Source organism: Silvanigrella sp. (assembly GCF_044369315.1).
Lineage (GTDB): Bacteria > Bdellovibrionota_B > Oligoflexia > Silvanigrellales > Silvanigrellaceae > Silvanigrella.
In genome coordinates, this window is record NZ_JBIPMD010000027.1 from 1 (window position 1) to 23,773 (window position 23,773).

The 23,773-nt window shown below is 29.1% G+C and carries 19 protein-coding genes; 12 read left to right on the plus strand and 7 right to left on the minus strand.

What is annotated here, in order from left to right; all coding sequences use genetic code 11:
* Positions 1 to 312 precede the first annotated feature (312 nt).
* Positions 313 to 816, plus strand: coding sequence for a cupin domain-containing protein (locus ACIQ56_RS04150; protein WP_397599809.1), 504 nt, complete (start codon positions 313 to 315; stop codon positions 814 to 816).
* Between the two features lie 279 nt (positions 817 to 1,095).
* Here the strand turns inward: ACIQ56_RS04150 and ACIQ56_RS04155 are convergent, their stop codons facing one another.
* Positions 1,096 to 1,218, minus strand: a complete 123-nt coding sequence (locus tag ACIQ56_RS04155) for a hypothetical protein (protein WP_397599810.1) — start codon at positions 1,216 to 1,218, stop codon at positions 1,096 to 1,098.
* A gap of 373 nt (positions 1,219 to 1,591) precedes the next feature.
* Between ACIQ56_RS04155 and ACIQ56_RS04160 the strand changes: the two genes are divergently transcribed.
* The 4 genes from ACIQ56_RS04160 to ACIQ56_RS04175 all read left to right on the plus strand — a co-directional run bounded on the left by ACIQ56_RS04160 (position 1,592) and on the right by ACIQ56_RS04175 (position 7,413).
* On the plus strand, positions 1,592 to 3,349 hold the full coding sequence (locus tag ACIQ56_RS04160) for an ATP-binding cassette domain-containing protein (RefSeq protein ID WP_397599811.1): 1,758 nt from the start codon (positions 1,592 to 1,594) through the stop codon (positions 3,347 to 3,349).
* Between the two features lie 9 nt (positions 3,350 to 3,358).
* Complete coding sequence (locus ACIQ56_RS04165; protein WP_397599812.1) at positions 3,359 to 5,248, plus strand: ABC transporter ATP-binding protein; 1,890 nt, start codon at positions 3,359 to 3,361, stop codon at positions 5,246 to 5,248.
* Between the two features lie 9 nt (positions 5,249 to 5,257).
* A complete protein-coding gene (locus ACIQ56_RS04170; protein WP_397599813.1) occupies positions 5,258 to 6,037 on the plus strand; it encodes an SDR family NAD(P)-dependent oxidoreductase in 780 nt (259 codons plus the stop codon).
* Positions 6,038 to 6,165: 128 nt separating this feature from the next.
* Positions 6,166 to 7,413 (plus strand): S8 family peptidase, encoded by a 1,248-nt coding sequence (locus ACIQ56_RS04175; RefSeq protein WP_397599814.1) that lies wholly within the window; start codon positions 6,166 to 6,168, stop codon positions 7,411 to 7,413.
* A 3-nt stretch (positions 7,414 to 7,416) separates the two neighbouring features.
* Here ACIQ56_RS04175 and ACIQ56_RS04180 read toward each other — a convergent pair whose 3' ends face one another.
* Positions 7,417 to 8,670 (minus strand): hypothetical protein, encoded by a 1,254-nt coding sequence (locus tag ACIQ56_RS04180; protein ID WP_397599815.1) that lies wholly within the window; start codon positions 8,668 to 8,670, stop codon positions 7,417 to 7,419.
* 138 nt (positions 8,671 to 8,808) lie between these two features.
* Positions 8,809 to 10,074, minus strand: a complete 1,266-nt coding sequence (gene tyrS / locus ACIQ56_RS04185; RefSeq protein WP_397599816.1) for a tyrosine--tRNA ligase — start codon at positions 10,072 to 10,074, stop codon at positions 8,809 to 8,811.
* 46 nt (positions 10,075 to 10,120) lie between these two features.
* Between tyrS and ACIQ56_RS04190 the strand changes: the two genes are divergently transcribed.
* From ACIQ56_RS04190 to ACIQ56_RS04205, 4 genes are all read left to right on the plus strand, one after another.
* Positions 10,121 to 11,002, plus strand: a complete 882-nt coding sequence (locus tag ACIQ56_RS04190) for a hypothetical protein (protein WP_397599817.1) — start codon at positions 10,121 to 10,123, stop codon at positions 11,000 to 11,002.
* 33 nt (positions 11,003 to 11,035) lie between these two features.
* Positions 11,036 to 11,674: a hypothetical protein gene (locus ACIQ56_RS04195; RefSeq protein WP_397599818.1), complete on the plus strand. Its 639-nt coding sequence runs from the start codon at positions 11,036 to 11,038 to the stop codon at positions 11,672 to 11,674.
* A 95-nt stretch (positions 11,675 to 11,769) separates the two neighbouring features.
* Complete coding sequence (locus ACIQ56_RS04200; protein ID WP_397599819.1) at positions 11,770 to 12,978, plus strand: tetratricopeptide repeat protein; 1,209 nt, start codon at positions 11,770 to 11,772, stop codon at positions 12,976 to 12,978.
* 18 nt (positions 12,979 to 12,996) lie between these two features.
* On the plus strand, positions 12,997 to 13,695 hold the full coding sequence (locus ACIQ56_RS04205; RefSeq protein WP_397599820.1) for a hypothetical protein: 699 nt from the start codon (positions 12,997 to 12,999) through the stop codon (positions 13,693 to 13,695).
* Positions 13,696 to 13,863: 168 nt separating this feature from the next.
* Here ACIQ56_RS04205 and ACIQ56_RS04210 read toward each other — a convergent pair whose 3' ends face one another.
* The 3 genes from ACIQ56_RS04210 to ACIQ56_RS04220 are packed head-to-tail and all read right to left on the minus strand — an operon-like array spanning position 13,864 to position 16,980.
* Positions 13,864 to 14,892, minus strand: coding sequence for a glycoside hydrolase (locus ACIQ56_RS04210; protein ID WP_397599827.1), 1,029 nt, complete (start codon positions 14,890 to 14,892; stop codon positions 13,864 to 13,866).
* Positions 14,853 to 15,629: a hypothetical protein gene (locus tag ACIQ56_RS04215; RefSeq protein WP_397599821.1), complete on the minus strand. Its 777-nt coding sequence runs from the start codon at positions 15,627 to 15,629 to the stop codon at positions 14,853 to 14,855. The genes ACIQ56_RS04210 and ACIQ56_RS04215 overlap by 40 nt, the downstream gene beginning before the upstream one ends.
* A 31-nt stretch (positions 15,630 to 15,660) precedes the next feature.
* Positions 15,661 to 16,980, minus strand: coding sequence for a hypothetical protein (locus ACIQ56_RS04220; RefSeq protein ID WP_397599822.1), 1,320 nt, complete (start codon positions 16,978 to 16,980; stop codon positions 15,661 to 15,663).
* A gap of 168 nt (positions 16,981 to 17,148) precedes the next feature.
* Between ACIQ56_RS04220 and bioB the strand changes: the two genes are divergently transcribed.
* The 3 genes from bioB to ACIQ56_RS04235 are packed head-to-tail and all read left to right on the plus strand — an operon-like array spanning position 17,149 to position 21,616.
* The gene (gene bioB / locus ACIQ56_RS04225) at positions 17,149 to 18,189 is read left to right on the plus strand and encodes a biotin synthase BioB (RefSeq protein WP_397599823.1); all 1,041 of its coding nucleotides are present in this window, start codon (positions 17,149 to 17,151) and stop codon (positions 18,187 to 18,189) included.
* Entirely contained in the window at positions 18,179 to 19,378 is a 1,200-nt protein-coding gene (locus ACIQ56_RS04230) for an aminotransferase class I/II-fold pyridoxal phosphate-dependent enzyme (protein ID WP_397599824.1), read from the plus strand. Before bioB ends, ACIQ56_RS04230 begins: the two co-directional genes overlap by 11 nt.
* Positions 19,379 to 19,396: 18 nt before the next feature.
* Positions 19,397 to 21,616 (plus strand): aminotransferase class III-fold pyridoxal phosphate-dependent enzyme, encoded by a 2,220-nt coding sequence (locus tag ACIQ56_RS04235; RefSeq protein ID WP_397599825.1) that lies wholly within the window; start codon positions 19,397 to 19,399, stop codon positions 21,614 to 21,616.
* A 4-nt stretch (positions 21,617 to 21,620) separates the two neighbouring features.
* Here the strand turns inward: ACIQ56_RS04235 and ACIQ56_RS04240 are convergent, their stop codons facing one another.
* On the minus strand, positions 21,621 to 23,525 hold the full coding sequence (locus ACIQ56_RS04240; RefSeq protein WP_397599826.1) for a hypothetical protein: 1,905 nt from the start codon (positions 23,523 to 23,525) through the stop codon (positions 21,621 to 21,623).
* Positions 23,526 to 23,773: the final 248 nt, after the last annotated feature.

Below are 23,773 nucleotides of genomic sequence, written 5' to 3' on the forward strand. Positions count from 1 at the left end.
TAAAATGTTCCTCTAATATTGCTCGCTTTTCATAATATCCTAAGCGCCTTCGTGGCTCTGCTAATTTATCCATTGACTCTCCTTTTCATGATGGAAAAGTGTCAACTTGAAATGGGGGTTAGGATCATATTTTATATTTATAAATTAAATTATACCTATTTTTTAAATTTTAATCTTTTAATATATCATTATAATTGGATAAGAAGGTTTTTTGTAATAAAATCCCAAAAAATATTTACAGAAATATTATTTATATATACCTTTTATTGTTACCAAAGCTTTTTTAAGACTTTAATACTGAAAGGAAAAGTTATGTATAAATTAATATTTATAAATTTGTTTATGTTTTGCACTTTTATCATTCCTATGCAAGTATTCGCAGATGATAACCCTACACCTGCACCTGGACGTGCCGAAATCCCTGTTTTAAAGAACCATTATCATTTAAAACCAGGATATTATGATTTTTCGAATATCCCAGTAGTAAAAATAACGGATAATATTGGGTTTCGTTTTATTATGAGTACTCAAAGTACAATGATTGAATGGACATTAAAAAAAGGAGCAAAATTGCCAGCACATTTTCATCTGAATGAACAAATTAATATAGTTGAGAGTGGAAAATTAGATGCCTTTTCAGATGGAAAGAAATACGCTCTAAAAGCAGGTGGTATTATGGTATTTCCACCTAACGTTCCTCACGAATTTGTTGCAGTAGAAGATAGCGTATTTTTAGATATCCAGACACCTGCGCGACAAGATTTTTTAGCACCTGATTTTATCGAAAAATTAAGAAAAATTTTGTCTGTAAAATAGTGACCACAGATTTTGCATCAAATAGGGCTAAGAACTTCTTCAAGTGTTTCTTCTAATTGAAGAATATTACCTTCATCTTTTCATTCTGGTTTAAAACCAAAGTATTCTTGAAGAAGAGGTTTAATAATTTTCTTAATTTAATAAACTTCTTTGTTTGACTTGTTTAACCTTCTCTTTAATAAGATTTCATTATATCCAGTTTGTTATTATACATAATTCTAAATAATTTATTTATTTGAAATAATATTATTTTTTCTTTAAATATTTATATTTATTTGTTTAAAATTGAAAAATTTTTATTAAATGAGAGCATAAAATAACAAGTGATTTGGAAATATTTTTTAATTCAGAAATAGGAGCTACCTTTTCTTCTTCTACCGCTTCCCATTTCCCTTCTTTCATAAGTTTCCTCCAAATATAAAATCAGTCGTTTTACTAGTCTTACTCATAATATTTAACACCCTTTAATTTTATAAGAGGTGTTCGGCTTAATAAGGGGCTACATCAAGGATGACAAGCGTTTTCTAATAAACCCCTAAGCGTAAATTTATTTGTCCAACCATAATTAAAAGTGAGCTTTGTGATTACTAAATATTGTATGAAACTTTGAAGAAAAAAATAATATGTTCTCTACCCAATCATAGGGGGCATAGTTAATATTACTATATTCGTTAATAAAATTACCGTTTTCATATTTAATTGACTATTTTGGGTTTTATGTTATGATTACATCAAATTGCTAAAGAGAATTAATATATAAGGTCACCCACTTTTTATGTCTAAAAAAAATAATATCAATGAAAATAATTATTTATTTTATAAAATTTTTTTTATGAGATTTCGTTATAAGTTTTATATATTTTTAATTACCATAACGGCAACTATTTTTTCTCTTATCGTTCCTTATTATCAAAAAATATTATTAGATCATTTCCTAAAAATAACAGGCGATCCAATTTATAATGATTTGTATAAATATTTATTTTTTATGTTTATTTTTGCTTTTTTTTCCCAATTACTTTTTTTCTTCGGAAAATTTTTAAGTTATGATGAAAGTAATTTTTTAAAAAAATGGTTATCTGATATAACATACTCGAAAGCTTTAAGATTAAAAAATGAAAATAAAAATAAATTATCTGTAGGTCAGTCTTTATCAATTTATGCTAATGATATTCATACAGCATCAACCTTAATGGACGAAGTATTTCCAAACATTATGTCATATATTTTGCCTATTATAATGGCTCCAATTGCAATCATTTTTATATTAGGAATAAATCCAATATTAATTTTTTGTCTTATTTTTTCTATCTTATTATTAAATTTTTCTTTTGCATTTAGACAGACTAAGTTCTTTCTTAAAAGTAAGATATACGCCTCAAACAGATTGAGTTATGTTAATGAATGGATTCAAAATATTAGAATTATAAGGACTCTTGGTTGGACAAAGATCATTGAAAAGAAAATCCAAGATTTAAGAATCATAGAAACAAAAAATAGATTACAAATGGTTACTAACGGAACAACAATGAATGCTATTGGTTATTCAGCTCCTTTTTTTATAAATATTTTATCTGTATATATTCTTGTTAATGTTAAAGGAAATGATATTTCAGCTGGTCAAATTTTTAGTCTTTTATGGATTTTTGGAGTTTTGCTAACACGTCCTATGCGCATGTTACCTATTATGCTTGTTTCGTTTTCTGATTGTTTTACATCATTAAAAAGAATTCAATCCTATTGGAATCAAGATTTAGAAGAAAAAAGTGTAAAAAATTTACCTGAAATTGATTCAAATATAAAAGGCAGTATTATAATAAAAAATCTTTCTTATAAGATAGATGGCCTATCATTATTAGATAATATTAATTTAGAAATAAAATCAAATGACTTTATAGCTATAATTGGTGAAATTGGTTCAGGAAAAAGCCTTATATTGCAAGCTATATTAAATATTATAAAAGTAAATTATAGTGAATTTAAAATAAATGATAAGCCTGTAGAAAAAATGTCTTTAAGTGAATTAAGATCATATTTTTGCTATGTTCCTCAAGATTATTTTATTATAAATTCAAATTTAAGGGATAATGTTGCTTTTGAGTATAATGTTGATTCTCATCATGATCAAAGAATACTGGATTGTTTAGAATTGTCTCAATTTGATATTAAAAACGAAAACATGAATTTAGGATTAGACACAGAAATTGGTGAGAGAGGTGTTAATTTATCAGGCGGTCAAAAACAAAGAGTAGCTATTGCTCGAGCTTGTTATTCAGATAGGCCTATTATTTTATTAGATGATTGCTTAAGCGCTCTAGATGTTAATACAGAAGATAAATTAAATGAAGTTTTATTTAATTCAGTTTGGAAAAATAAAATTAGAATTCTTGTCACACATAGACTTTCAATTTTATCTAAGTGTGACAAAGTCCTATTTATAAGAAACGGTAAAATAATTGAAAATGGATCTTTTAATGAGATTTACAATAGATCAGAATCTGTTAGAGATTTTGTATCTTCGATATCTCCATAAGGAGAAAAAATGCAAAAAAATAATTTTATAAATAATGAAATATCATTTTCAGGGAAATATTCTAGTTCTATTTTTAGAACAATTTCGATGTCAATAAAATTATATCGAAATAAATTTATATTTTATATTATTCTTGGTTTTATTGGGAGAGCTTTTTTATTAATTAATGCAAATATTATTGGAAAATGGGCTGATCATTTATGTAGCGGGTCTCTTTACTGTGGAAATAGTGATGGAATTTTTTCAAAATTTAGTTTTTATGATTTTTTAATTTTATTACTGTCTCTATCTTTTATAGGATTGTTTTTATCTATTATATTTAGAATTTTTGTTTCCAGAATGGGGACTTATTCATCATCCCTTCTTTATGATGAAACTACCTTACGTGTTTCAAGATTTCCTATTCTTTTTTTTGATACCAATCCTTTAGGACGAATTATAACAAGATTTAGTTCTGATTATTCTTCAATAACTAGAATGTCAGGAGGTCCCTTAACTGAGGTTTTATCAATTACGTTTGATTTGATTTTATATATAATATTAATTTTATTAGCAAGCAGATATTTCTTTCCAATAATTATATTTTCTATTTATTTAAATTATTATATATATAAATTAAATAAATTAAAAATAAGAAATGAAAGAAGAAATTTAAGCATTACAAGAAGTCCTGCTATTGCTCATTTTGCAGAAACTGTTCAGGGATCAAAAATAATACGAGTGTTTGGAAAAGATTCCATATTTATAAATAAATTTAGCGAAAACATAGAAAAATATTTAAATCAAATAAAAAAAACAAACTTATATATTAATTTATTTTCATTACAAATGTCTATTTTAAATATTTCTATACTTCTTATCACAGGAATTTTAGGAGTATGGTTGATTCAAAATAAGTTTATTACAATTGGAAGTTTAGGAGTTGCTTTTACTTTTATTTTAATGACATCAACAACTGTTCAGGTTTTTTTTGAATGGGTATCTGCATTAGAAGAGGCTTTAACAGGAATAGAAAGAATGGATCAATATTTAAAAAGTGATCTTGAAGAAGGAGCTGTTTTACCTAGCGAAGCTAAATTTTCAACAAATCACAAAATTCTTTCTAAAAAAGAAGAAGATGATATTTTAAATTCAAATATATTTCATATAGATAATGCAGATATTATCGTAGATAATGTTTCTATGAGGTATAGTGAAAATTTACCCTTTATTTTAAAAAATGTTTCTTTTAAAGTGAAAAAGGGTGAAAAAATAGGAATAATTGGAAAAACAGGAAGCGGAAAATCTAGCTTAATACAAGCAATATTTCACCTTTATTCATTATATGAAGGCCGTATTTTTATAAATAATTATGAGGCAGATCTTGGTCAAGATAAGAAAGAGGGTTTTAAATATATAGATTTAAATTTATTTCGTTCAGCAATCTCATTTATATCACAAGAACCAACTATTTTTTCTGGAACCTTACGTGAAAACTTTACAATCAATAAAAATATAAGTGATGATGAAATAATTTATGTTGCTAAACTTGTTGGTTTAGGAAAAATGCTATCTAATGATAAAAAATCTCTAGATTTCTATTTACAAGAAAAGGGATCTGATTTGTCTTTGGGTGAAAAACAGTTAATTTGTATGACGCGCTGTTTACTAAAGAACAGTCCTATTATTTTAATGGATGAGGCTACAAGTTCTATTGATCCTTACTCAGAGGAAATATTAGTGAACGCAACCCAAAAATTTCTTCAGGGAAAGACTCAAATAATTGTCGCTCATAGGCTTTCAACAATAGAAGATTGTGATCGCGTCCTTTGGCTTGATTCTGGTAAACTTATAATGGACGGATCTGCAAAATCAGTTTTAAATGCATTTAAGAGTTTTGAAGGAACCAAGATACACTGAGGAGAGAAAATGAGTACTGAAAAGTGGATTATAGGAACAGGTTTTTCAAGAGGAATTGGTTTTGAACTAGCAAAAGTAATTAAGGATAATAATTATAAAATCATTCATCTGGGAAGAGGACAATGTGGTTTTGAAGATCTGTTTATTTGGTGGGATTTATTAAATCCAATTAAAGAAACACCTATTTTAGAGTTATCTAAAAGTTTATATGGAAAATCGATTGCCGGATTTATTTACGGGGCAGGTGTTATGCCTATTTTGGGAGTAAGCGAATCAAATCGCGCAGAAAAACACTTATTTTGGCAATCTCAAGGCGAAGCAATGAGAGTGAATTATTTTTCTTGTGCTGAAATTATCGAAGATATTCTTCCTTTTATTATGAGTAAAAATGATAGCCAATCTAGTATTACTCCGTTTGTGGCTCATCTTTCTTCTTTGGCGGCTGTCGATCCTTTTCCTGGTTTGGAATTATATGGAGCGACAAAATCGGCATGTTTACTTTATTTTCAATGGTTATCAAGACGTTTTGCTATGGACGAACTTACCTGTCTCTCTGTTCATCCAGGAGCTGTTTTAACAGATATGGTAAATAATGTGATTCAACATTCACCTGCAGATTTAGAAATTGTAAAAATTTATAAAAAAATGGAACAAAATAAAGAATTAATAGATCCTAAAAAATCGGCTGAAAGTATTTACAAATTTTTATTTACGGACTCTCCTATGAGAAATAATTCACATGGAAAACTATACTTAGCAGATAAAAACGAAATATTTGTGTATAAATAGTTTATTCTCAATTTATAAACTAAATAATAATTGCATACCAATCTTTTTATCTCAATAAACTATTGAATAAGTAATTTTTTTTGATACAATCTTTTTATATTAAAAATATTATTGTTTAATAGGTCAAAATGTGTAAATATTTTTTATTAATTTTTATTTCAAGCGCTTTTATTTTAAATTCTTGCTCAAAGTTTAATCCATTTGATGATAAAGTTCAAACATCTTCTGATGGGGCATATGTTATAGAAACTGGTATGACAGATGAAGAACTTTTATCATATGGAAAAAAAATAGTTTATCGATTTAAATCTGTCCCAAATATGGTTGCTGTCAAAGAAATTAATATAGGGAAACAATCGCATAGTTATATTTATTTAACTAATATTTATAATTTACCTTTTGAAAATACTAAAATACGAATGAATAGTTTAAATAATTATAAAATACAAACAGATTTATCAAATTGCAATAGTTCCTATTGTGAAGCAAATTTTGATAAATCATACAATGAAATTAATTCTAAAAATTTAACTTTAAATTCAGTTAATGTAGCTATAGTTGATTCTGGAGTTATTCCTGCAACAAATCAAATAAAAAATAATTTAGTTTCTAGTTTCAATTTGACTGGAAATTTAGATACAACTAGCTGGTCATCTCATGCAACATATATTGCATCTATTTTTACTGGTATAACAAAGGGAAACTCATTATTAAATGTTTATGGGAAAAATGCAAAGATAAATTCAGTTAAAATAACTTTTGCTGATGACAACGTTAATGATGATATGAAAAATTATGGTTCTATGCAGCTTGCAGCTGCTTTAGATGTAGCCGTATTTAGTGGAGCTAAAATTGTTAATTTAAGTTTATCATACTTACAAGAGCCAGATCAAAATGTAGAAATGGCTGAAAAAATTGTTATATCTAATGCCTCAAAAAGTGGTGTTATATTTATTGTGGCAGCTGGAAATGAGAGCAATAATTTTAATAAATTTCCTACCTATCCTGCAGCATATAATTTAAATAATATGATTATAGTTGCTTCACATACTTATGATTTAAGCATTGCGAGTTCATCTAATTATGGTGATAGTGTTGAATTATCTGCTCAAGGTTCACAAATTGATTTAAATAGTAAAAATGGTTCTATTGATTCAGTTGGTGGAACAAGTTTTTCTGGGCCGTTGGTTGCTTCTGCAATTTCTATTTACTTAGGTCTTTTTCCAAATGCAGATTTAAATACTATTTTAAATCATTTATTTTCTAGCGCAAATGCTTATTATAATCCTATTTATACTTCAAGAAATAATGCGACAACAAAATATGGAAGATTAGATACAAAAGCCTTTATAGATTTGGGATTTTCAAATAATTAAGAATTATTTTTTTATAATATTATTGCAAATATTTGTTAATATTATTTCATTTAAACCAATAGATGTCGCATCTACTAAATTGGGTATATTTAATAAATATGATTTGTCATTAGGGTCAATATAGTGTATTCCACCGTTTTGAAAATCTTTTGAACTTGAAATATGAACTGGTAAATTTTTATTATTTAAATAGTTTAAAGGTATGGTATTTGTATAATAAGGAACATTATAAGAGGAATCTATTTTTCTTGTTAAATCAAACCACGATTTGTTGATTAATGCTTGCCAACTTACAAATACATTTAATATATTTTCTTTATCAATATCTCCGGAAATAAATCTAGAAAAAAAGTTTGTCATTCCATCTTGAAAATATATGTAATTTTTTCCAATAAGAGGATTAGAAGGAGTTTCAATAATTTTTAATGAATAATAAATAGAACTTTGAGGCGAAAAATTAATATTTGAGTTATTAAAAATTCTTAAAGTTCTTGTATTCATGTTTCCAACTGGAATAAAGTTTTTGGTTTTTATAAGATCAAGAAATAAATTATTTTTTACTAAAATATATTTATCAGTATTTAATAAGTTTGGATTTAATTGTATTATTGAAACTCTTGGCCAAGCAGGTATATTGTATATAATATTTTTATCTATTATATTTATTTGAGCGCTAACACATTGTACTAAAAGTTCCCAATTGCTGTTTGAACTTGTCGTATTGTTTAAAGGAAAATTCCAGTTGGAATTTAAATTTCTTGCATAATAAGTATTTACTAAAAATGTCGAACTGATATTACTGTTATCTATTAAAATATTACTTTCGTCAAAATACTGAATTTCATTTAATTTTGTTACTTTTTGTTGTTGTCCTGTTATTTGTGTAAATATATAACTAGTGTCTATATTTTTTAATGAAGAATCTAAATTTAAAGGAGTGGTTGTTAAAACAAAACTAGATGGGTCTAAATTATTTATTGCCTTTGTCAATGAAGTATTATCTAAAAAATCAGGTAATTTTTGGACAAAATTATTTAAAACTTCTTCACTTAGTATTTTATTTAAAACTTGATCTTTATTTATAAAGTTTTCTTTTTGTTTTATAATGTTCTCGCTATAGCTAACAAATATATTATTTAAACTATTAAGGGAGCTGGTACTTTTGTCTAGAGAAGCTCTAGTCATTTCTCGTGGGTTTTGAATAGGAGAAAAATCAACTTTTTCAAAACCATATGGAATAGAATCATTGTTTTTCAAAAAATTTGGAATACATGAAGTATTAAAAAAAATCAAAAAAACTGTTATTAGAATATGCGTAATGATTATTTTCATAAAGGCATAACCTTTTAATAAAACATAGTTAAATTTATTAAAACTATATTTTATAGTAACAGTTTATTTCATTTTTACAAGATGATAGTCCTTTTTTCCTTTTCTTAAAATAATAGCATTTTGTTCTGTTTTAAAATCTTTTTCTGATAATTTATAATTAAAATCTGTAAGTTTTTCGCCATTAAAGTTAAGTCCATTACCTTGGACGAGTTTTCGTGCTTCCCCTCTACTTGGGGAAAAACCACATTTCATAATTAAAGATAAAATATCTATTCCAGCTTCTATTTCTATTTGTGTTAAAAATAAACATGGAGCATGTGAAAGATCTCCAGTCTGGCCTGAAAAAAGAATTTTTGATGCTTCTAATGCTTTATTTGCTTCTTCTTCTCCATGAACAATTTTTGTAATTTCAAAAGCCATTTTTTCTTTAACTTGATTGATATTTGGATTTGAAAATATTTCTTCAATTTCATTTGTTTCTAAAAGAGTAAATACCTGAAATATTTTAAGCACGTCAGCGTCATGAACATTTCTAAAAAATTGGTAAAAATCATAGGGTGAAACTAAATTAGGATCGAGCCAAACCGCATTTCCAGCTGTTTTGCCAAATTTTTTACCGTCACTTCCAACTAAAAGAGGAGTTGTAACAGCAAATGCTTTTCCACTATTTACTCTTCGAATTAAATCGGCTCCACTGAGGATATTTGACCATTGATCATCACCACCAAATTGCATGACACAATTATGATTTTTATAAAGGTGGAGAAAGTCAAAGGACTGAAGCAATTGATAGCCAAGTTCCATAAATGTGAGTCCGCCTTCATTAAAGCGGGTTTTATTTACTTCTGCAGATAATAATCTCGCTACAGTGAAATGGATTCCAACATCTCTTGTAAAATCTATCCAACTCATTTTTCCAATCCAATCAATGTTGTTCACAAATAAAGGTGGATTAGGTACATCAAAACGAAAATAACGATTCACAAGTAATTTAAAGTTTTCTATATATGATGCTATTTGTTCTTTGGTATTCATGGGTCTCATTTCGGTTCTGCCTGTGGGATCTCCGATAAGACCTGTGGCTCCTCCGAATAAAACGATAGGCTGCAAACCCGCGTCTTGAGCGCGTCTTAACATCATTAATGCCGCTAAATTACCAACATGGAGACTTGCTGCCGTAGGATCAAAACCACAATAGACAGAATATCTCTCTCCTTTTTCATTTTGATTTCCTTTTTGGAGCAGTTGTTCTAATTCTTCTTCGTGGCTAATTTGCGCAATTAGACTTCGTTTACGGAGTTTCGTGATAAAAGAATTGTTTGATGTCATGATTTTTCCGCCCTTTCTTTATGGAAAGCATCCTTTGGAGCCCATTATGTCTTTTAAACTAAAGAAAATATTTCTTGTCCAGTTTTGTTTATCAAACCTTATGATTTCTTTTTCATCATATGCAGAGGATATAAAACCTTCAAAAGCGATAAATGCACCAACATCTTCGTTTGCTGCTTCTAGTGGAGCGGGAGCATCTGCTCCAGGTGATGCTTCTATGATGGACGCAAACCCCGCTATTTTACCAGCACTAAAAAAACAATATTCCGTTTTTGGAGGTGGTTCTTGGCAAAGTGATTTTGATCTCATTGAAGCCGGAGTTTTTGATTCCACAACAACTCCTGTTGCCATGGTTTTTCGTGGAAGAGAAACAATTCCCAATGATACCAGAAGTCGCGATCGGAGTTTTAAAGTGGGACTAGGTTATCAAATTCCTGCAATTCCAAACTTAAGTGTTGGTCTCTCTGGTGAATATCAACAACTTAGTTTATTTCAAAATTGGGCTTGGAAAAAAGATAATTATTTAATGGGTGCAGGGTTATTTTATCAAATTAATATATCACCAGAAAATCCTCTTTTTTTAGGCTTGAGTACAAATGGTCTTTTTGATAAATATAATGCTAATATTACAGACGTAGGAGTTTCTATTGTTACCTTAAATAAGTATGTCACACTAAATACAGATGCGCTCATTGATTCTAATAATGGATTTCAAAGCGTTGTAGGCGGGATCAATATTGCTACAGAATCGTATTTTGATCTCAAAGGAAGTATTGGATACAATCCAAATCACAGCCGATTTTTTTGGGGGTCTGGAATTTTTTTCAAAGCACCGGTACTTCATCTCTATTATACGCTTGTCAAGACTGATTCCGATGATACAACAATCAGGCAAACAGCGGGAGTTGAACTCGCCTTCTCTCTTTAATTTTTAAATATGTCAGATCCATTTGGAGGAAAAATGGCAATTACGGACGGCCCTAATTCTCTTTTTATTTCGTCTCAGTCTAAATCCGCATCGCGTGTGGGTCATGACATTTTAGCATACTGTAATCGTTGCAAGATGAATTTAACTCATACTATTGTAACTATTGAAGCTAATAACAAACCTGGCAGGGTACAATGCAATACTTGTAAGTCAGAGAAACTATATCGTTCACCAAAATCAGAAGCTGCTTTAGCAAAAGGAGGGAAACGAGAAATGGAACGAGATGAAGAACAGGATTTAGACTTAGATGCTGGAGCAAAAGTCTTAATAGGAGAGGATGGCTCCCCTAAAAAGAAAAGCAAAGCCAAGGCAAAATCGCGTAAAAAAGAGGATTCAGATAGTAGAGTGTCAAAAGGAAATCACCAATTGCCTCTAAGTATGCAGTCTGGAACCACGGAAGACATTGCAAATTATGAAGCTCGATTGAGTGCTCAAAAAAATAATGTCTCTCAGGCTAAAGAGTATAAGGCATCCGTACGATTTAAACCTGGTGAAATAGTTCATCATAAATCTTTTGGAATAGGCTTTGTGGTCGCTGAAAATGGTTTGAATAAAATTGAAGTTCTTTTTCCTCAAGGAAGAAAGCTTCTTGCAACAGGACTTGGCGGTTAGTTCTCAAAAATATTCATACTCTCAGCATTCTTAATAAAGCTCATATTTTTTAAGGTTACTTAAGATTTTATGCTTTAATCTGGAGGTTGTTGAGTGTGGACAATTCTGATCTTTTTAAGATGTTTGGATTAAGTCCTCCAGACCCGTTTAGCACAGACCTTCTCATTCATGTGGTTGAAACTCATAATGAAATTCGTTTAATTATCAAACATCATCTAAATAAATTAGGTTTTAATAATGTTAGGACAGATAGGGACGGTCATGCTTCTTTAGCTGAACTTAAAGTAAAACCCGCACACATTGCATTAGAGGGTGATGATCTTGAAATTTTAAACGGCTATGACATGATAAAAGAACTAAATGAAGATCCAGCCGTTTATCGTCCTGCCTTTATATTGGTTTCAAAGGCTTTAAATAAAGCTGAATTAATGTACGCCCTTGAAATGGGAATAGATGACATATTAATTCGTCCTATTTCGCAAGGAGATTTGTTACCTAAAATTAGAAGTGCTTACAGTGCTTTTATCAATCCCAAAAACCCCGAACGTGTTTATGAATTTGCAAAATCAAAGTTACGTACTGAAGATTATGAGCAGGCATTCAAAGTATATGAAAAATTAACGCAAGTCTCAGATAAAGCAGCTCGCCCCTTTATTGGAATGGCTAGAACAAAACTTGCTCTAAAACAAATGGATGAAGCGTTAACTTATGTAAATTCAGGTATAGCTAAAAATGAAAATTATATTCATGCCTACGTTGTCCGTGCAGATATCTATGCAGCTATGAATGATGATGCAAAATCTTTAGAAGATTTAAAAAAAGCCCTTTCACTTAGCCCAATGAATATTATTCGTTATGAAGGCTGTACCGAATCTTTAATAAAACAAAATAAAATTGAGGAATGCATTCAGCTTTTAATGATTGGAACATTTGCCGGGTTACGGCATCCCTATATTATTGAAAGGCTAGGTTATTGTTACTTTGTTAAAAAAGACTATCCTAATGCCCTAAAGTTACTAAAAGATGCTGTGCGTCTGGATCCAGAAAATGTGAGTTTTGCAAACTCACTGGCAATTTGTTACCGAGATTCAAAAGATTTTGATAAAGCATTACAAACCTATAATCAGATTTTAAAGAAACAACCCGATAACCATCTTGTCTTGTTTAATAAAGCAATTACCTTGGTACTTTGGGATAAAAAAGATGAGGCAATTAAAATTTTAAGAAGAATCCTTAAAATTGATGCGAATTATACGAAAGCTAAGGATAAATTAACAGAATTAGGTGCAAGTATTGAAGAATGATTTGAGCGGAGAATTGTAATGGAAAAAGAATTACCGTTTGCAAAAGCACAAAGTTCAGAGCAAATGCTCATGCAACTTCTTTTTCATTTTTCTATTTTAATGGAATATCAATTAATAGACTTACAATCTAATGTAAGAGCATTTGTCGAAGCCATGTCCGAAGCAATACAAAAAATGGATACTCTAGTTGTGGAAGAAGGACAAAGTGCTCAAGAAATTTATGAAAGTTTGTTTAGTAAAGCAGGTTCTGAGGCAACAGCATTAAATCAAAGAGCTAATTTTAGAGCAGATGATATTTTTGCGGAAGCTTCTGGCCAAGATAAAAATGATCCAAACAAATCAAATGCTACAAATTCAACAAATGAAGCTGGCTCCGCAAACGCGAGCAATGCTTTTGATAAAATTTGGTCTGAGATATCAAAAAGAATTGAAAGTGTCTCCCGTCTAGAAGAACGATTGAGACCTCAAGTTTATACTATGATTCAATCCTTAAACTTTGAAGATATTCAAACTCAAAGAATAGAGCATGCCTTAACTGCACAAAGAAAATTGAATGAAGGAATGATTAAGTTTTTAAAAAAGGGAATTCAAAATTGCGATTTAAAAGAAGTGCTTGAATTTTCAACTAATTTAGTTAAAGAAACAAAAGCTTCCTATACTATGTCAGACGAAAGAAGAGTCTTTGAGCAAGTTTTTTATGAAGATATTAAAAAATAAGTTACGGTGTAAATATTTCTTTTTTATTTTCCTTTATGTAAAAAATTTCTATACTATTTGAAGGTATATTGTTATATAATCTGTTTGAAAAATTTACTGTAGCAATTGCTATCTCGCCAAATTGAGTTTGTTGAACTAATTTATCATCTGTTAAATATGAGAATTTTGTTAATTGAACGCCAGCAATTTTTTATGATACGTTTGAAATAAAGATGAGATTTTTTTTAAATCTTTTGAATAATCTTTAATTTGTTTGATATCTAAAGACCAGATAGAAGGCACACCATAGAGCAATCCAATTAATAATCTTTTTTCTTTTATATTTTTAAACTTTGTTATTGGTATTTCCCAACGGTCTGTGGTTATAATGCTATCATGAAAAACAGTTTGAAATAATGGAATTCTATATAATGGATTGTATTTTGTGTCTTCATAATCTTTTGGTGCTATAGTAGATTTAAAAAAGAATTCAGGGCGTTCGCTAGGGTACCAGCGACCATAAGTTTTTTTATCTCTGGTTAATGCCCAATGCGGATTATTAAATACAGAGTTATTTCCATGAGCAAATGAAAGATAAGGAACAGCCCAATAAACCGCAGTTTCGGATCCTAAAACAAATTTCATGTCACTTAAATGTTTTAGTCGCGTGATTCTATTTTGCATGTCTTTCAAAGTGTTCATAGAATGATTTTCTGAATAATCATCATGAAGAGTTCCTGTGGCATCAACATCTAAAAAGTAACTATTAATTCCTGTGGATTTAAATTTTTCAGCACGATCATATAAATCTTTATTCATAGGTTTTTGTTTTGCAAAATATTCAGAACTTGCTTCATAACCTCTATTATGAAAACCCGGCATTTTTTTTCCATTTTCATTTACAATTGCTGCTTGTGGCCAGGCATTTGGAAAAATGGATAAGGGGGTGTCCGCTGTTTTGGGATCTTGTATATTTTCCCAAGTATCATAGGGGCCAACAAGGTAACCCAACTTTTTAGCTTTTTCTATGAATTTATTATTTACTTTGTATTTATCATTTTTTCCATCATCATAACCAATCCATAAATTTTTAATTCCTAAAGAAGATAAAAGATCGAGAGCCTGCTCTGTTCTTCCTGTTCCCCAAACATAAGCATGAAGAGCTCCATATAATTTTTTTATTTCAGGATTTTTATCTTCTTTTTGTTTGAAAGTAATAAACTCTTTTTTTCTATTAAATTATTTCTAAAATGAATCGCTGGGGCTAAAATATTTTTTTTATTATCTAAATTAATTTTTATAATATAAGGAGCGTAATTATCTTTTTGTCTAAAAACATGCTCTTGTTGAGCATATAGAGTATCTTTATTTTTTAATATTTTAATTGTATTGTTTAAAGAACTTTCTGATATATAAGATACAGTATTGTCATCAGTTATGTTTCCAAAAAAAGGCATTGTTAGTTGTTCTTGCATAGAATAATTTGTCGCGTTGTATTTTTCAAAATTTACAAGCCAAAATGGATCTGTTACAGGAATTAAAAGGCCTTCACCATCGGGCAAAATCATATTTTCCGAATTATTTGTTTCAGAAATATTTGCTTGTAAAGTACTTGGCCATTCAAATGTTTGAGATTTAGAAGAAGTAAATTTAAATATAATTTGATTTTTATTTTTAGATATTTCAACATTTAAATTTTTTTCTGGATAATTCCAAGATGTTTTATTTGATGAATTTAATAAATTTTTAAATTCACCAAGATTTTCTTTAATAGGAGAGGCGATTGAAGTCGATTTTTCATTGATTTTTCCAATTACTTCTAAGGTTCTTGGATTAATTTCAGCTGTCCAGTTATCAAGTTTTATTTCAATAAAATCTTGTTCTGCTAAAGCAGAATAAGATATTGATAAAGAAATAGAAAATATAAAAGAAAATTTTTTTAACAACAATTTCATAAAAATATATACCTTTTCTATATTTAATATATCAATAAATTTTTCCATGAAGCATTGCTAATGTTTGAAATCCACCGCCAGCCGCAATCCAAATATCAATATACTTTAAGCGCACTGATTTATTTTGGCAAGATAAGTTCTCATTTTGAAATGCTATTTGAATTTGATTAAATTCATCATCTGATATTTTTTCGAGCCAAGAATTTTCAAGTTTATCACATCCATCATCAAAAATATCAATTTTTTCATTTTGCCAATAACAAGAAAATAATATTCCATTCTCTTTTAATATAAAACAAAATTCATTATTTTCTTTACATAATTGAATGAAGTAAGGTATTAAATCTTGTTTTGAAATTATTTTTTGATTCCTATAAAATATGCTTTTTAAAAATAAAACCCTTGTTCTTAAAACTGGTAAAGAAGCACAAACCGTATTGCCAATATCACCCATTAAAATTGGAATTTTTTCTGCTATATTTTTATGAAATCTTGATTTTACTTCTTTAATAATATTTTTATTTGCTTGATGAATAAAAATCAATCCCGGAGTAGAAATGGGGTCTAATTCAAAATTTTCTTTAATATAATTTTGTCTTATTTCTAAACTTGTTTCAATTGCTTCGCAAATTGACTTTACTATTTGAAAAAACGTTTCTTTTGGATGATTTAACTCGAGTTTATTTCTATGAATATTATTTATATTTGTTGGCTCTCTTGATCCTCCTACAGGAATATAAATTCTATCTGAAAGAGACGAAATACTTTCTTGGAAACAAAATTGAAATAAATCGGAATTATTTTTTGAATTGTTTTTTTCTATATAAACCCCAGATGCACCATCAGCAAATAAAGATCGTGTTCTCAAATCTTCTTTCAATAAACCTTTATTTTTAACCTCTGTAGCAATAACAACCGTATTTGAGTTGGTTGCGACGAAGCCTAATGAGCTTCTTATGGCAGAAATAAAACTGGTACATGAACTTGCAATATCAAGACAATGCACATTTTTATTTAATTTTAATCCTTTGTGCACAAAATGAGCTGTCGCAGGAGAAGGATAATCTCCTGAAGTTGTTGCAACAATTAATGCTTCAATTTCATTGAGATTAAGAGATGAGTTTAAAATGGCTTTTATTGCTAAATCACTAGCTGCTTCTTCAGGTAGGGCATATCTTCTTTCAAAAATACCAGTATGTTTTAATATTGACATTGAGACGTCAGATAAGGATTTATTTTCCAAACAAATATCTTTAGCAATATCTAAATTACTTATTTTATTAGAAGCAAGATAGCAAAAACTAGATTTTAAATTAGCAAATACAGGTGTTTTTAAGTTTGGATTAATCATGCATTTGACCTCAATTTTTCAGTCCTTTATAAAAACAATCATTGCTATTTATAACAATAATCCTTTTTAATCAAAAATTCATAATGCAAATGCACTTTACAGGAATAATCTATAAATGTAAGACATATTGAGGTCTTTTATGTGAAATATTTTTTAGAGGAGATATTGGTGGAACCTATTATAGAATCCCAAGACAATCAGCTTGGAAAGCTTCAATGTAATTTAAATTCAGTTAAAACAATAAGTGAAGATTATGATGAAGCAATATATCAAAAAGCAATTACACTTTATAAAAAGCCATTTTTACAATTGATTCAAGAAGCAGCTGGTGTTCATAAAGAAAGCTGGCCTGAAGCTGATATTCAAAGAAGTGCGTTGCTTTCTATTAAAACAGGTTCTTGCCCAGAAGATTGTTCTTATTGCCCACAAAGCGCAAGATATGAAACCGATATTAAAAAACATCCTCTTATGGAAGTAAACGACATTGTCGAAAAAGCGAAAGCAGCTAAGGCCAATGGAGCGGAACGTTTTTGTATGGGAGCCGCTTGGAGAAAACCGCCACGTGGAGAACAGTTTGATAGAGTTTTAGAGGCTATTCGCGAAGTAAAATCTTTAGGGATGGAAGCTTGTGTTACTTTAGGTTTGTTAAATGAAGAACAAGCATTAAAGTTAAAAGAAGCTGGACTCGATTACTATAATCATAATGTAGATACTTCAAAAGATTATTATTCAAAAGTAATTACAACACGTAAGTTTCAAGATCGTGTTCAAACATTGCGCCATGTAAGAAATAACGACATAAATGTTTGTTGTGGCGGTATATTAGGAATGGGTGAATCTTCTGATGATCGTATGAAATTAATAGCCTTTTTGGCAACAATGGATCCACAGCCAGAAAGTGTTCCCATTAATTTTTTAGTGAAATTTGATGGCACTCCGCTAGAGAATACACAAGATCTCGATATTTTACATTTTGTAAGAACAATCGCTGTAGCAAGAATATTATTACCAAAAGCTAGAATTCGTTTATCCGCCGGTAGAATGGATATGAGTAGAGAAGCTCAAATTCTTTGCTTAACTGCAGGAGCAAATTCTATATTTTCTGGTGAAGTTTTATTAACTTCTCCTCTTCCTGGTTATACTTTTGATAATCAATTAATAGATGATATGACAAAACCATTAAATAAAGAAAATATGAATGTCCTTTAATTATTTATTTGATACTTGGGAAAAATCAAATCAATCTGTAAAATTAAATTTGAATTATAGAAAAATTTTTCCTTATTATCAACAAAGTAACTTAAATAATATCAAAGTTGATTTTTCGACAAATGACTATTTAAGTTTAAGAAATGATAAAAGAATTACTGATGAGGGATATCGTTCTGCTTTAAATTTTGGAGCAGGTTCTGGATGTTCTCGTATGGTAACTCAAACAGATCCTGGTATAGAAATATTAGAATCAAATTTTTCTAATAGAACGGGATATAATCACTCGTTGTTTTTTCCAACGGGATTTACAGCAAATATATCCTTGTTTGACGGTTTGTCTCCGTTTTCTTGGGAAGAAAATAGTTTTGACCAACATGTTTTTATAGATCATCGATGTCATTCAAGTTTATTTTATGGAGTTAAAAATTCGAACATTAAATTTGATCAATTTAAACATAGTGAATACGATCATCTTATTTTTAAACTGAATTCTTCAAGTGCTAAAGTAAAAATTATTATCGTTGAGTCACTTTATTCGATGGATGGAGATTATTCTGATCCGCATAGACTTTTAGAGGTTTGCCAAAAATTTGGTGCTATGCTTATCATTGATGAAACCCACTCAGTAGGAACATTTTCTATTAAAGGAAGTTGGAGTTTAGCTTACTCATTTTTAAAACCCTATATTTTAGCATCTGTATTTGGTTGTGGAAAAGCGATTGGAGTTTCTGGCGGCTTTATTTCAACAGATTATTTTCAATTAAAAGAAAGAATATTACAAAAAGCAAGACCCCTTATTTATTCAACAGCTGTATCTCCCTTTTTGACAGGAGCAGTTAATAAATCATTGAATATTATTTTTAGTGAAGAAGGTAAAGAAAAAAGAAAAAAATTAATAAATAATATTGAATATTTCAAAAAAAATATTTTATTATTGAAAGATAAAAATTTAGAATTTGATTTTAATAAATTTAATTTTCATAATCATCATTCAAATATATTCCCATTAGTTTTTAAAGATAATAAAAATATAATGGAAAAAGAGTCGTTTTTTTTGGAAAAAGGTTTGTTATTAAAAGCAATTCGACCGCCTTCAATTCCGAAAGGAACATCACGTTTTAGGGTTATTTTAAGATCAGGTCATACAAAAGAAGATCTAGATTTTCTTTTTAGTTACCTTAATTAATATAAAGGAAAACTATATATGCTAACTAAATTCCCATCATATTATGTAATGGCTTCGAATACTGATTTAGGAAAAACTGTTTTTTCTACTGGTATATCTATGGCGGCGGTTAGAAATGGTTTAAAACTTTTATATATTAAACCTGTTCAAACAGGTTTCCCTTTTGATTCTGATTCCTCATTTGTAAAAAATTATAACCCTTCAGAATTTGTTTTGACAAAAACAATTTTTTCAATGTCAAATCCTGTATCACCTCATCGTGCAATTTTACAAAATAAATATCAAGAAGAGTCTGAAACTAAAGAACACTTTTTAGATGATAAAATGATCTCTATTATTGAAGAAGAAATAACAACAAATGATGCTCAATTTGTTTTAATTGAAGGTTCTGGTGGTGTCGCTTCTCCAACATTACAAGGTCAATTGCAGTGCGACGTTTTTCGCGAATTAAGACTTCCTGTTATCTTTATTGCAGATTCGAAATTAGGTGGTATTTCCTGTACCATTAGTTCAATCGCCTTAATTGAATCAAGAGGATTTGATATTACTTGTATTTTAATGTTTGATGGAAAAGATGAAAATGCTTTATTTTTACAAAAATATTATAAAAATAAATTTCCTGTATATTCCTTTCAAAATATTGTTGAATCTAATTTACCTAAAAATGAAACTCTAATAAAAAATTCGCTCGATTTTTGGTTTAAAGATAATGAAGAAAAATTTTCTGAAGTTTTTCAACATTTAACAAGCTATCATGTCAGCAAAATTCAAATTATTGATGATTACATTGAAGTTGCAAAAGAAAATATTTGGTGGCCTTTTACTCAACATGGGTTACAAATAGAACCACGAGTAATTGATAGTGCATTTAAAGATAACTTAACATTTGTGGATATTAAAAATTTACGAAATCAAAATATATTAACACATAAATCTTTTGATGCTTCAGCAAGTTGGTGGACTCAAGGAATTGGGCATGCTTCACCTAGGCTTTCTCATGCAGCTGCAAGTGCTGCTGGTAAATATGGTCATGTTATGTTTCCTGGAAATATTCATGAACCTGTAGTTAAGTTAACACAAAAATTAATAGCTACAGTTGGAAAAGGATGGGCGCAAAGAGCTTTTTTCTCAGATAATGGTTCTACAGCAATTGAAGTCGCATTAAAAATTGCATTTCGAAAATCGTTTGGACTTCCTCAAAAAGAAACCAATATGCCTAAAAAAGATATTTACATATTAGGATTAAAAGATTCCTATCATGGTGATACTCATGCGGCGATGGATGCTACAAATCCAAATTCTTATAAAAAAACAGATTATTGGTATGAACCTAAAGGCTATTGGTTTGATTATCCTACGGTATACTTAAAAGATCGAAAACAATTTGTTTCTATTCCGGAATCTTTTAATTCAAATCAAAAATTTGAATTAAATATCAATTCTATTGACGAAGTATTTTCATTAGATAGAAATAGCTCTGATTTAGCTAATATTTACTTAAATTATATACAAAACCAAATGTTTATTCTTGAAGGTTCTGATTTTTTAATTGGTGCGTTACTTTTGGAACCCGTTATTCAAGGAGCGGGAGGTATGAAATTTGTAGATCCTCTATTTCAAAGGATCTTAGTAAAAGAATGCAGAAAAAGAAAAATTCCTATTATTTTTGATGAAGTTTTTACTGGATTCTGGAGGCTTGGTAAAATTTCTGCTTCTGTTTTACTTGATGAAAAGCCGGATATAGCATGTTACGCTAAATTATTAACAGGAGGATTAATGCCTTTGTCTGTTACTTTAGCTAATAAGGAATGTTTTTTATCCTTTTTAGGAGATTCTATTTCTCAAGCTTTATTGCATGGACATTCTTACGCTGCAAATCCAGTTGGTTGTGCTGTTGCTGTAGAGGCTATCGAAGAAACTTGCGACTCAAAGAATTTTAATAAAGAGTTAAATTGTTTAGATATCCCTTGGGATGAAGAAATTGTAAATGAATTTTCTTGTTTGCCAAATATAGAAAAAGTTTTTACCTTAGGAAGTATTTTTGCATTTGAACTAAAAGATAAAAACTCGGACTATACTTCTACACGTTCTAAAATAATTGTTCAGCAATTAAAACAAATGTCTCTTGAAGTGAGGCCTTTAGGAAATATTATTTATATTTTATCTGGTTTTAATACGGGAGCTGTAGAGCTTAAAAATATTTTAAAAAGCGTCTACGATCTTGTAAAAAATGAGTAAAATTTTATTTTGCTAAATCTTCAAAATGTCTTTGCACTGAAATTAAACCATAAAAATTTACATTTTCTTTTTTTAAATTCTCATTTCCATTAGAAATAGATATTTTTTCATTTATTTTGTTGATATAATTTTTTAAAATTTCGTCTAGTAAGTAACTTTGATAGAACTTTTTAGAATCGGTCCACATGTTACCTGCTGTATAAAAATAAGTTTTATCTCCATTGTGTCTTAAAACATTATTTCCTGCATCAAATATTTGATAAATACCATTCTTATTTTTAAAATACCATTGGTATTTATTTTCTATAAAATCTTTCGTTGAGCAATATTCAACACTCACCCAATCCCAAGCTGGGGAGCCACTTAAAACTTGGTTTGAAGTGTAACAAACTTGAGGGCCATTGGTATTTAAATAACCATAATTTGAGAAAAAAGCATGGTTGTGTGCATTGTAATAATTTATATATTCTGGTTTGTTTTTTATAGTATCACTATACATACCTTTATATTCTGAATATATTTTGTTTGTAGCGCGGATAATAAAATAATTTTTAGAAAATACAATTTCATAATGATAATATTTTATATTAAAATTTACGTTAACTGAAAACTGTATTAGAGGATCGGATATATTTAAAAATATTTCTTCATAATTTTCAATTTTTATTGATTTTAATCTTGAGGAAGAATTATTAAAATTTATAAAATATCCATTTTCATTTAATTTTAATTTTTCTCCTGATTTTAAAGAAAGCGTAAATCCATCTTTTTTATTTCCTAAGAATTGCCAAATTTGATCTCTATCATTTAAGTCACAAATTTTCATTCTTGGATAAAGCGGATACTCGTCATCTTTATGTCCCTTACTTAAACAATAATATTGGGAATATTTTCCATCATTAACTTCTGAAATGAGTTGTCCCGTTGTAGTATACAGCCATTTGTTTTTATTATTGCATTCTGAATAAGATAAATAAAAATCATATGGTGCTAAACATATTTTTTTTCCATAATTATCTAAAACGCTAATTTCTATTGCCTTATTTTTAAATAGATCACTTGGAGCTAATATTTTTGCAGACTCATCTATATTTAATGTCGGACAAATTTCCGTATTAACGATGTCCTGATTCTCTAACGTGTTTCTTTTTTGTCGAGTATCAGTTCCATTATTTGGCCGCGATGGTATATTACAAGTCATTTGTGACTGGCTGTTATTTTGTTCAGGAAGTCTTTCTGGTTCTGGTATTGTGCCAATTGGATAATTATTGGCTCTGAGCTCAGAATTTGGGTTATTAAAATTCACATTGTGAATTCTTTCAGAGTATTCGTAACGTCTTCTTAAATAATTATAACGGTATTCGTCCGCATAAGCTATTTGAGAACTTGCTATATTTCCGATTGCTAAATATTGATCTTCATTATTATACATTCCATCAAGTCGTCTCAAATTTTCATGAAGTGTCGTGTTATGTTGAGCAGATTGAAAAACTCTTTCATAAGTTTCTGTCACGCTAACAAAATTGTCACTCGGACGAATTGCATAAACATATATCGTCAAAATTCTAGGTGAGTTATCGAAATTAGAGCTATAGGCTCTTACAAATTGAAATGCATCTCGATAGGCATTGCTAGAACTGGAGTATGTGCTTATAAATGAATTTTGGCTTCTTGTTCCAATTCTTTCATTTATTGGGTTTTGATTATTATAATATTCAGCTGAATTGTCTTGTAAATTTATATAATAATTTAATATATAATTAGATATATCCGTACTAATTTCTCTTCCTCTTGATCTGGTTATGCCAAAAATATAAGTATATATAGGTTCTGTAATGGAAGCCCTGTAAACTAAATTAGGAATATTTCTTGAAGGAGGCATCGTATTTCTTTGAGGATATAAATTCAATTGTTCTGTGTCCTCCCAATAAGTGATTTTTACAAAACGTAAATACAGATTTAAATTTCCTTTTGAGGGGGAGATTTAAATGGAGATGGAAAATAGACTTTTAAAACTGTCAGAACAAGTCGCTTTTGAAAGAAGTAAAGGAAATATAAAGAGTTGGTCTGATGAAATAAAAAATGAAGCAGTATATTTGTGTGAAGTATTTGGCCCAGGAAAAGTAGCAAAAGAAAGTAAGATTGGGCTTCCTTCGC